Origin of the sequence: Micromonospora sp. BL1, assembly GCF_003667485.1 — a bacterium.
GTDB lineage: Bacteria > Actinomycetota > Actinomycetes > Mycobacteriales > Micromonosporaceae > Micromonospora > Micromonospora tulbaghiae.
Window position 1 is genome coordinate 1 of sequence record NZ_RCVK01000396.1, and the last position, 9,712, is coordinate 9,712.

Annotated in this window: 9 protein-coding genes and 2 pseudogenes; 8 read left to right on the forward strand and 3 right to left on the reverse strand. The window is 67.7% G+C overall.

The window, feature by feature from the left end; translation table 11 throughout:
• The 8 genes and pseudogenes from EAD96_RS29150 to EAD96_RS29185 all read left to right on the forward strand — a co-directional run.
• On the forward strand, positions 1-862 hold an 862-nt coding region (locus EAD96_RS29150), incomplete at its 5' end, for a class E sortase (RefSeq protein WP_233586220.1).
• 3 nt (positions 863-865) lie between these two features.
• Positions 866-1,138, forward strand: coding sequence for a hypothetical protein (locus EAD96_RS29155; protein ID WP_120572423.1), 273 nt, complete (start codon positions 866-868; stop codon positions 1,136-1,138).
• A 5-nt stretch (positions 1,139-1,143) separates the two neighbouring features.
• Positions 1,144-1,794: an aminodeoxychorismate/anthranilate synthase component II gene (locus tag EAD96_RS29160; protein WP_121686501.1), complete on the forward strand. Its 651-nt coding sequence runs from the start codon at positions 1,144-1,146 to the stop codon at positions 1,792-1,794.
• A 427-nt stretch (positions 1,795-2,221) separates the two neighbouring features.
• Positions 2,222-2,509, forward strand: a pseudogene (locus EAD96_RS31720) (transposase family protein); the annotation flags it as partial.
• Between the two features lie 166 nt (positions 2,510-2,675).
• Positions 2,676-2,873 (forward strand): hypothetical protein, encoded by a 198-nt coding sequence (locus tag EAD96_RS31725; RefSeq protein WP_233586221.1) that lies wholly within the window; start codon positions 2,676-2,678, stop codon positions 2,871-2,873.
• Between the two features lie 47 nt (positions 2,874-2,920).
• On the forward strand, positions 2,921-3,112 hold the full coding sequence (locus tag EAD96_RS31930; protein WP_368666049.1) for a hypothetical protein: 192 nt from the start codon (positions 2,921-2,923) through the stop codon (positions 3,110-3,112).
• 1,050 nt (positions 3,113-4,162) lie between these two features.
• Complete coding sequence (locus EAD96_RS29180) at positions 4,163-5,230, forward strand: IS630 family transposase (RefSeq protein WP_199733335.1); 1,068 nt, start codon at positions 4,163-4,165, stop codon at positions 5,228-5,230.
• Between the two features lie 148 nt (positions 5,231-5,378).
• Positions 5,379-6,815 (forward strand): IS1380 family transposase, encoded by a 1,437-nt coding sequence (locus EAD96_RS29185; protein ID WP_121686498.1) that lies wholly within the window; start codon positions 5,379-5,381, stop codon positions 6,813-6,815.
• Positions 6,816-7,123: 308 nt separating this feature from the next.
• Here the strand turns inward: EAD96_RS29185 and EAD96_RS31730 are convergent, their stop codons facing one another.
• The 3 genes and pseudogenes from EAD96_RS31730 to EAD96_RS31735 all read right to left on the reverse strand — a co-directional run.
• Positions 7,124-7,336: a hypothetical protein gene (locus EAD96_RS31730; RefSeq protein ID WP_233586222.1), complete on the reverse strand. Its 213-nt coding sequence runs from the start codon at positions 7,334-7,336 to the stop codon at positions 7,124-7,126.
• Positions 7,337-7,573: 237 nt separating this feature from the next.
• Positions 7,574-9,397, reverse strand: a complete 1,824-nt coding sequence (pknB, locus tag EAD96_RS29190; protein WP_121686499.1) for a Stk1 family PASTA domain-containing Ser/Thr kinase — start codon at positions 9,395-9,397, stop codon at positions 7,574-7,576.
• Positions 9,394-9,712: pseudogene (locus tag EAD96_RS31735) on the reverse strand (serine/threonine protein kinase); the annotation flags it as partial. The pseudogene EAD96_RS31735 and the gene pknB, both read right to left, overlap by 4 nt.

The window sequence follows — 9,712 nt, forward strand, 5'->3', positions numbered from 1 at the left end:
CCCCCACCTGGACGCCACCGGGCTGATGGGCGCGGTGCCCCCGGCGCCGGACACCGGCGACGGCGGCGGCGAGCCGCCCGCCGAGCCACCCCGCCCCCGGCGCGGCGAGCGGGTGGTGCAGCTGCGGCCCGAGCAGACCGGCGACGGATACCGCAGCGTCTACTCCGAGCTGACCCGCCCCACAGTCGGCTCCCGGCTGCGCACCGTCGTCCGGGGCACCGGCGAGCTGCTGATCACGTTCGGGCTGGTGGTGCTCCTCTTCGCCGGGTACGAGATCTGGGGCAAGGCGGTCATCGTCGAGGCCCACCAGAGCGACCTGAACAGCCAACTCGCCCAGGAGTGGGGTGCCACCGCGGACCCGACCGTCGGCCCGACCACCGGTCCCACGGTGAAGCCGAAGCCGCCGGCCAAGGGGAAGCCGGTCGCCGGCCTCTACATCCCCAGGTTCGACAAGCACTGGGTCGTGGTCGAGGGGGTCAGCCCGGAGGACATCCGGTACGCCCCGGGCCACTACCCGGACAGCGCCATGCCCGGCGAGGTGGGCAACTTCTCCGTCGCCGGTCACCGCATCCGCTCCACGTTCTGGCGGCTGGACGAGCTGAAGACCGGCGACGCCATAGTGGTCGAGACCAGGACCGACTGGCTCGTCTACCGGGTCTACCAGCAGCGGATCGTCAAGCCGTCCCAGGTGGAGGTGGTCGCGCCGGTGCCGGGCAAGCCGGACGCGAAGGCCAGCGAGAAGCTGCTCACGCTCACGACCTGCAACCCGAAGTTCGACAACTACCAGCGGTTGATCATCCATGCCCGGCTGGACCACACGCAGGCCAAGTCGGCGGGCCGCCCGGCCGAGTTGGAGGCGTGAGCCGTGTACTCGTGGATCTGGCGCAAGCTGCCGTTCGGGCTGCCCGGCAAGCTGATCGGCTCGCTGGTGCTGGCCACCGCCACCGTCGCGCTGCTCTGGTTCGTGGTCTTCCCGTGGGCGGAACCGCTGCTGCCCTTCGACGACGTGCAGGTCACCCAGGAATCCGGCGTACCGGGTGACGGCGGGATCACCGAACCCACCGGGCTGCCCGGCGAGGAGGAGCTGCCGTACAGCACCGAGACGAACAACGCCCCACCCTCCACCCCGAACAGGTGACCCCGATGCGCGTACTGGTGATCGACAACTACGACTCGTTCGTCTTCAACCTCGTGCAGTACCTCGGCCAGCTCGGCGCCGACTGCGAGGTGCGGCGCAACGACGAGATCGACGTCGCCGAGGTGGGCCGCGCCGGCGCCGCCGGTGTCCTGCTGTCACCCGGTCCGGGCAGCCCGGACCGGGCCGGCATCTGCCTGGACGTGATCCGCGAGTACGCCGGCAAGCTCCCGATCTTCGGCGTCTGCCTCGGTCACCAGGCGATCGGCGAGGCGTTCGGCGCGACTGTGGCCCGCGCGCCGGAACTGCTGCACGGCAAGACCTCGGAGGTACGCCACGACGGCGTGGGCGTGCTCGCCGGGCTGCCGGACCCGTTCACCGCCACCCGGTACCACTCGCTGGCCGTCCTGCCCGAGACGCTTCCCGACGAGCTGGAGGTCACCGGCCGGACCGCCTCCGGCGTGGTGATGGCGATGCGGCACCGCTCGCTGCCGATCGAGGGCGTGCAGTTCCACCCCGAGTCGGTGCTGACCGAGGGCGGTCACCTGATGCTGGCGAACTGGCTTGCCGCCTGCGGCTTCCCGGAGGCGCTGGAGCGCGCTCCCGAGCTGGCCGCCGAGGTGGACGCCCGCCGCCGCGCCGCCTTCGCCGCCGCCTGACTTGATCTTTAACCTGTGCAGCAAGCCTTCCTCAGCCTCGCCTGCGCCCTCATCTGCTGGCGCAACTCCAACGCACCCGGAGTTAGTACTCCAAGCAGCGGCTGAATTTGATTCCGTTTCAACGATACATATAGGGTCAACTACCACTACTGACCTAAACTCAAGGCCGTTTAGTGATCAATAGTCCCGGTTTCGGTCCGGGGTGTGGGTCGGGTGTGAGATGTGGAGAAGCTCCTGGTAGGACATGGATTGACTAGATCAACATGTTCCAGCCAGGAGCTTCGGCAGGGCCCCGGCAAAGTCGTGACGGTGTCTGACTTGTGAGGCTTGGGGTAGAAGCGCCGTTGGTGGTGGCAGCAAGACGGGCATGACTGGCTCAGAAGATCATCAAGGTTCTCTACGCCATGTTGATCGTTCGAAGTGAGTCATGCCCGCGCTGCCATCATCGCTGATCTCATCCTTGTCCTGCGCACCGGCTCTGACCGTTGCCGAAACCGCTGGTGGGCTACCCGAAGCGCTCGCTGGTGTGCCTGATCCACGCGCCAGGCGAGGTGTTCGGCACCGGCTGACAGTCGTGGTCACCGCAGCGGTGTGTGCTGTGGTCGCCGGCTACCGCTCGTACGCCGCGATCGCCGAATGGGTCGCCGACGTGCCGGCGGCAACCGCTGTCGCCTTGGGCATGACTGCCGACCGGCGCCCATCGCAGGCGATGATCCGTCGGCTGTTGCAGGCCATGGACCCGCAACTACTGACCGCGGCGATCAGTGTCTGGCTCGCCGGCCGGGCCACCGCCACCACCTCAACGGCCGGCCGGGCGATCGCCGTCGACGGCAAGACCCTGCGCGGCTCCCGCACCCACCGGCACCCCTGCCCGGCACGTGATGACCGCCTGCGACCAGGCCACCGGTGTGGTCCTGGCCAGCATCGACGTGGACGGCAAGACCAACGAGATCACCCGGTTCGCGCCGCTGCTCGACCAGATCAGCGACCTACGCGACACCGTGATCACCGCCGACGTCCTGCACTGCCAACGCGAGCACGTCACCTACCTCGGCCGGTGTTGTCCGGTGCGGAGCTGATCGGGCGGGCGCAGGCCGAGGCCGGACACGTCGATGGCCGGCGGCGGGTGCTGACCGGCGCGGTCACCGCAATGATCGTGCTCGGGTTGTGCCTGTTCCGGCGGGACAGCGTCAGCGTGGTGACCGCTCGGGTGACCGAGCGGATCCCGCGGGTGCGGGTTGAGGGTGTGCCGAGAGGGTCCGCTATCCCGCCGACCAGATCGCCGCGCTGTTTGCCGAGCGATGGCAGATCGAACTGACCTACGCCCGGTTGAAAAGCACTCTGCGCGAACCCGGCACCCGCCTACGCGGACAGACCCCGCAACTGGCCCACCAGGAACTCTGGGTCCCTCCTGACCGTCCACAACGCCCTCGTACGCTTCGCCGTGAACACCGCCTTCGACCTGAACGTCGACCTGACGGGATCAGCTTCACCGCCGTACTCGCCCTGACCCGCAATCTCCTCGCCACCGACCGCGGCCCCTGCGTCAACTGCGGACACCACGACCCCGACCCCGCCACCACGCTCGTCGCCGCCATCGCCGGCCAGCCGCTTAACCGCCACGACCGGCAACACAACGGACCTCGCACACCCGCCAACGCAGAACAGAACGTACCCGCGACGTCACGTACGAGATAACCATCGCCGTGCCAGAAGTACCCAAAACCACAAAATCGGCCAAAGTTTAGGTCAGTGGGTTCAAGTACAGTGCGCCATCTTGGTCGCACTCAAGTAAATTTCCTTGAACCTCGGATAGTCGGGATAAAAACTCCAATCTTCCCAGTCGCAGAAGTACCATTGCTTGCCACCTGACTCAGTCAGATATCCCGACCAAGGACCAGTTGACATCCCAACTCCGACAGAATTTATAGGATACCTTCCACTGCATGACCTACTCCAGACCTTCTCTTCGCTGCCCGACTTGTAGTAGTAGACGAAGGCTCTTGTACTACAACCCGCCTGAGCTGGCCCAGCTATCCCGAATACCCCAAACGCAAGAGCCGTGAAAATCACCGCAGCCGCAGCTCTGATTCGTACTCCAAAACGCACGGTTTCTCCTAACCTCCGACAGAAAGAACCTGCATGGGGCCACCGAACTCACTGGCAATGCGCGTCTTCAAGGCCGGCCACTCTTAGTCAACCTGCACTGGGTAGCGTGTCGATGATGGAAAGTGTGCCATCACCCTACTACTTCGTCAACGATCAATCAATAAGTCCAGGTCAAGCCGTTTTTTAGGCTAGTGTTGCGTGTCTGAAGTGACTTGACGGTTTGGGTGCGGGAGAATGAGGCGTGTCTGTAGCCGCGCCGTTGGTTCTCCGTCCGGGTGATGGTGCTCGTCTTCGTGAGTTGACTCGTTCGTCCACGGCGCCGGCCGGGCATGTCCAGCGCGCTCGGATGGTGTTGCTGGCCGCTGAGGGCGTGTCGAATGCGGAGATCGCCCGGCGGGTGGGGATGAGCCGCCAGACCGTGGTCGCGTGGCGGGCCCGATACGCCGCCGGCGGTCTCGGCGCCTTGGCGGACCTGCCGCGCCCGGGTCGCCCGCCGGTCATCGACGAGGCCGCCGTGGTGGCAGCGACACTGAACCCGCCGCCGGCGGACCTGGGCATCACGCACTGGTCGGCCAGAACCCTCGCCGACCAGTTGACCAGGCAGGGCACGCCCGTCAGCTTCGCCGAGGTCGCCCGGATCTGGCGGGACTGGGGACTGCAACCCCACCGGGTCGAGACGTTCAAGTTCTCCACCGACCCGCGGTTGGAGGCCAAGATCCGCGATGTGGTCGGGCTCTACCTCGACCCCCCGGACAAGGCCGTGGTCGTATGCATCGACGAGAAGTCCCAGATCCAGGCACTCGACCGGACCGCGCCACTGCTGCCCATGCGCTTCGACCAGGCCGAACGACGGACCCACGACTACAGGCGGCACGGCACCACCACCCTGTTCGCCGCCCTGGAGGTCGCCACCGGCCGGATCACCGCCGACGCCTGCTACCCCCGTCACCGCAACGGCGAGTTCCTGACCTTCCTCAAGCAGGTCGCCAAGGCTCACCCCCGAGTCGAACTCCACGTGGTCTGCGACAACTACGCCACCCACAACCGCCCGAACGTCAAGGCCTGGCTCGCCAAGCACCCCCGCATCACCATGCACTTCACCCCGACCAGCGCATCCTGGATGAACCTCGTCGAGGTCTTCTTCGGGATCATCACCCGCCAAGCCATCCGCCGCGGCACCTTCACCAGCGTCCCGGACCTGATCGCCGCGATCCGCAGGTTCATCGACGCCTACAACGAACGCTGCCAACCGTTCGCCTGGACCAAGACCGCCGACCAAATCCTCACCAAAGCCAACCGTCAAAAGAACTCAGACACGCGACACTAGAAATTCAACGTCAACGACTCGCCTGCCCCTAAACAGAGACTACGCCCTGGTCAGCTAGCCTCGGCCGTTCAGTAAGGCCGTCTGTGGTTCATGATCAGAAATGAGGAAGTGCCTCCCGATCTGGGATGATCTGGCTTGTCGAAGGCCCATGATCGTCCGCACGGAAGGCACTTACCGAGTGAAGGCTACCGGAGCGCGCCCGAAGATCATCGTGAGTGCCGACGGGCGTGGCGTGGTCGGCCATGCCAGCGCTCGTCTCCTCGCTGATGTCGCGGAGGTGACCGGGCTGACCGGGGCGTTCGGTGAGGCCCTCGCCGGTCTGCGGCGGCGGCGTGGCCAGCACGACCCGGGCCGGGTCGCGGTGGACCTGGCGGTGATGCTCGCCGACGGTGGTGAAGCGATCTCGGACCTGGCCGTGCTGCGTGACCCGGCGGACTTGTTCGGTCCGGTCGCGTCGGACCCGACGGCGTGGCGGCTCCTGTCCGGCGTGGACGGTGAGGCACTGGGTCGGTTGCGTGACGCTCGGGCACGGGCTCGTCAGCTGGCCTGGGCCCAGCTGGCCGAGACCCGCGGCCGGCTCCCGCAGACAACCGCGGCTGGCCAGCCGGTCCCTGGCCTGGTCCTCGATCTGGACGCCTCGATCGTGCTGTGCCACTCGGACAAGCAATCAGCGACCCCGACCTGGAAGAAGACCTTCGGCTACCACCCGTTGTTCTGCTTCCTGGACAACACCCGCGAGGCCCTGTCCGGCCTGCTGCGGGAGGGCCGGGCCGGGTCGAACACCACCGCCGACCACATCACCGTCCTCGACGCCGCCCTGGCCCAGATCCCGGACTCCCACCGGCACGGCACCCCGATCCTGATCCGCACCGACTCGGCCGGCTGCACCCAAGGGTTCCTCGCGCACATCCGCGACCTGCGCAAGCAGGGAGTGGACACCACGTTCTCCGTCGGAGTCGCCATCACCGAACCGATCCGGCAGGCGATCCTGCACGCCAAACAGCACGGCACGTGGGTGCCCGCCCTCGACACCGACGGCGAACCCCGCGACGGCGCCCACGTGGCCGAACTGACCGGCCTGGTCCCCGCCGACGGCTTCCCGGCCGGAACCCGGTTCATCGTGCGCCGCGAACGGCCGCACCCCGGCGCGCAACTGAGCCTGTTCGACACCATCGAAGGCATGCGACACCAGGTACTGGCCACCGACACCCCACCCGGCCACGGCGCCATTCAGTACCTGGAGGCCCGCCACCGCGGTCACGCCCGCGTCGAGGACCGCATCCGCTGCGGCAAGGACACCGGCTTCGGCCGATTCCCCTCCCGCGTGTTCGCCATCAACGCCGCCTGGCTGGAAGTCGTCCTCACCGGCATCGACCTGCTCGCCTGGACCCAACTGCTACTTCTGGACGGCGAACTTGCCGCAGCCGAACCCAAGAAGCTGCGCTACCGGCTACTCCACGTCGCCGCCCGACTCACCCGCTCGGCCCGCCAAACCCGGCTACGCATCGCCCAGCACTGGCCCTGGGCCAACGACCTCGTCACAGCGTTCAACCGCCTCGCCGCGCTACCCCGACCGATCACCTGAACCCGACACCCCGACCCGCCGAGCGCCCTCGGAGGAACCCGACCACGCGCCGGGCCACCACCATGCCCACACCACCACAGGCCAGCCCGAGAAGATCAACAGACAGGCCCACAAGCCTTGATCAACACTTAGCGAAAGACCGAGGCTAGCAATTGGGGCGGCTGTCGTAGTCAGTAGTGAGGTGATCTCAGCAATGCATGAGGGTTGATTGCTGCGACACGGGCGAAGGCCGCGAGTCGGGCAGCCTTGGATCAGGGTCCCGGCAAAGTCGTCAGGTGATGCCGAGGAGTGCCAGCGGGCGGGTGCTGTCATGGGCATGATGGCGGGCCGGCGGCGATGTTGGTGATTCCGGCGGTGCGGAGTGCGCCGATGGCGGCGTTGCGTAGAGCGGCCATGACGCGACCGCCCGCCGGCTTGACATGAACGTGAGAACCGCCCGCAAGTACGCCCCACGCCGCCACCGCCTCTGCCTTGGGATCGACGAACTTCTCGACCGAGCCATCAGCGAGATTGCGCGTCAAGTAGGGCGGATTGAGATCACCCCGCCCGAGCAATTGTCCCGAGACTTGCCAGGAGGGTTGCGATGATTGCGATCGACCGCAGCGAGCCGCGCCGAGAACCGGCCATAGTTCATCCCGTGATTAGTTCCTCGGGAATCGATGCCAACGCCCAAGGAACATCGAATCACGTTGATGCCCGACGATTAACACTCTTTCCAGTCGGGGGACACGACCCGGCCAAGTGTGATTCCGCGTCGGTCAGCCGCCGTTGCCGCGTGCCGGCGGGACCGTCGGGAACGGGAAGCCGCCACCGCCCCCACCCGGCGTGGTCGGTGTCGCGCTGGGGGTCTCGCTCGGGGACGGGCTCTCGGTCTCCTCGGCCTTCGGCACGTCGACCCTGATGGTCACGGTCGAGTTCTTGGGCTGCTTGCTCCTGGCCGACGGGCTCTGGCTGCTCACCTTGTCCGCCTCGGCCGGGTCGACCTCGTTGCCGTCCTGCACCTTGACTCGGAAACCGGCTTCCTCCAACTGCTTCCGCGCCTGGTTCTCGGTGAAGCCACGGACGTCCGGCACCGTGATGACGTTGCCCCTGGAGACCTCGAGCGTCACTTTGCTCTCCGGGGCCACCTTGCTGCCCTCCTTGGGCGACACCCTGGTGACCTGGCCCTCCCGGGCATCGTCGTCGACATCCTTGCGCTCGACGGTGAGCCCCAGGCTCTCCAGCTGCGCCTTCACGGCAGTGAAGTTGCCGCCCACCAAGCTCTGCGGGATGGTGACCTCGTCCGGGCCGACGCAGATCTGGACCGTCACGGCGCTGTTCTTCTCCACCCGCTGGCCGAACGGCGGGTTCTGCTCGACCACGGTGCCCTTCTTGCACTCGGCGTTCTTGACCGGGTCCCCGGGGGCGAAACGCAGCCCGGCCTGGCTGAGCGCGGCCTGCGCCTCGGCCTGCGAACGGCCCACCAACTGCGGCACCGACACCTTCTCGTTGCCGGCCTGGTTGAGCCAGAGCGCGGTGCCGAGCGCGATCACCGCGAGCACGCCGAGCGCGGCGAACGCGGCGATCACCCAGGACGAGCTCTTGCGCTTGCCCGGGTCGCCGACCCGCGCCACCGGCTGCTGGCGGGTCTGCGGGCCCATCATCTGGGTCTGCTGCGCCTGGTGGTATCCGCCGCCCGCGGCCGCGCCCATCGGCATGGTCTCGTCGGCCGGCATCACCGGGGTGGCGAGCACCGGCCGGCCGGCGGCGGCGCGGAGCAGGTCCGCCCGCATCTCGCCGGCGCTCTGGTAGCGGTTGAGCGGGTTCTTCGACAGCGCCTTGAGCACGATGGCGTCGACAGCGGGGTTGACGTCCGGGTTGATCGTGCTCGGCGTCGGCGGCTGCTCCCGTACGTGCTGGTACGCGACGCTGACCGGGCTGTCCCCGACGAACGGCGGGTGGCCGCAGAGCAGCTCGAACAGCACGCAGCCGGCCGCGTAGACGTCGGAGCGGGCGTCGACCGCCTCGCCGCGCGCCTGCTCGGGGGAGAGGTACTGCGCGGTGCCGATGACCGCGCTGGTCTGCGTCATCGTGGTGGCGCCGCTGGCCAGCGCCCGGGCGATGCCGAAGTCCATCACCTTGACCTGGCCGGTCTGGGTGAGCATCACGTTCCCGGGCTTGATGTCCCGGTGGATGATCCCGTGCCGGTGGCTGAACTCCAGCGCGGCGCACATGTCGGCGCAGATCTCCAGCGCCCGGCGCGGCTGGAGCCGCCCCTCGACGCCGAGGACCTCCTTGAGGGTCCGGCCGTTGACGAACTCCATCACGATGAACGGCAGGGTCTCGCCCGTGGGGCCGGTCTCCTCGCCGGTGTCGTAGACGGCGACGATGGCCGGGTGGTTGAGCGAGGCGGCGTTCTGCGCCTCGCGGCGGAACCGCATCTGGAAGGTGGCATCCCGGGCCAGGTCGGCACGGAGCATCTTGATCGCGACATCCCGCCCGAGCCGGAGGTCGCGGCCGCGGTGCACCTCGGCCATGCCGCCGTAGCCCAGCAGCTCGCCGACCTGATACCTGCCACCGAGCAGGCGGGCCTGCGCTGTCATCGCGTCTCTCGTCCTTCGCTCGTCGTCGTACCGCCGCCGGCCGGCAGGAGGCGTACCTCACGACGGTACGACGTGCGGACCGGATAGTCGCCTCCGTACGGCTGCACCGCGCCGGAGGTCACGCTCACACTCGCCGGAGCGGATGCGGTAGCACCGTATTTCCGGTACAGGAACGAAATCACGCCCGAGCAGAGGATGACCAGTACAGCCACCACGATCGCGGTCGTCCACAGGCCGGACCGGGAGCGCCGGGGCGGAGCGGCGGCGGGCGGTCGCGCGTACCCCAGGGGGTTGTGCTGGGGAACGGGGCGTGGC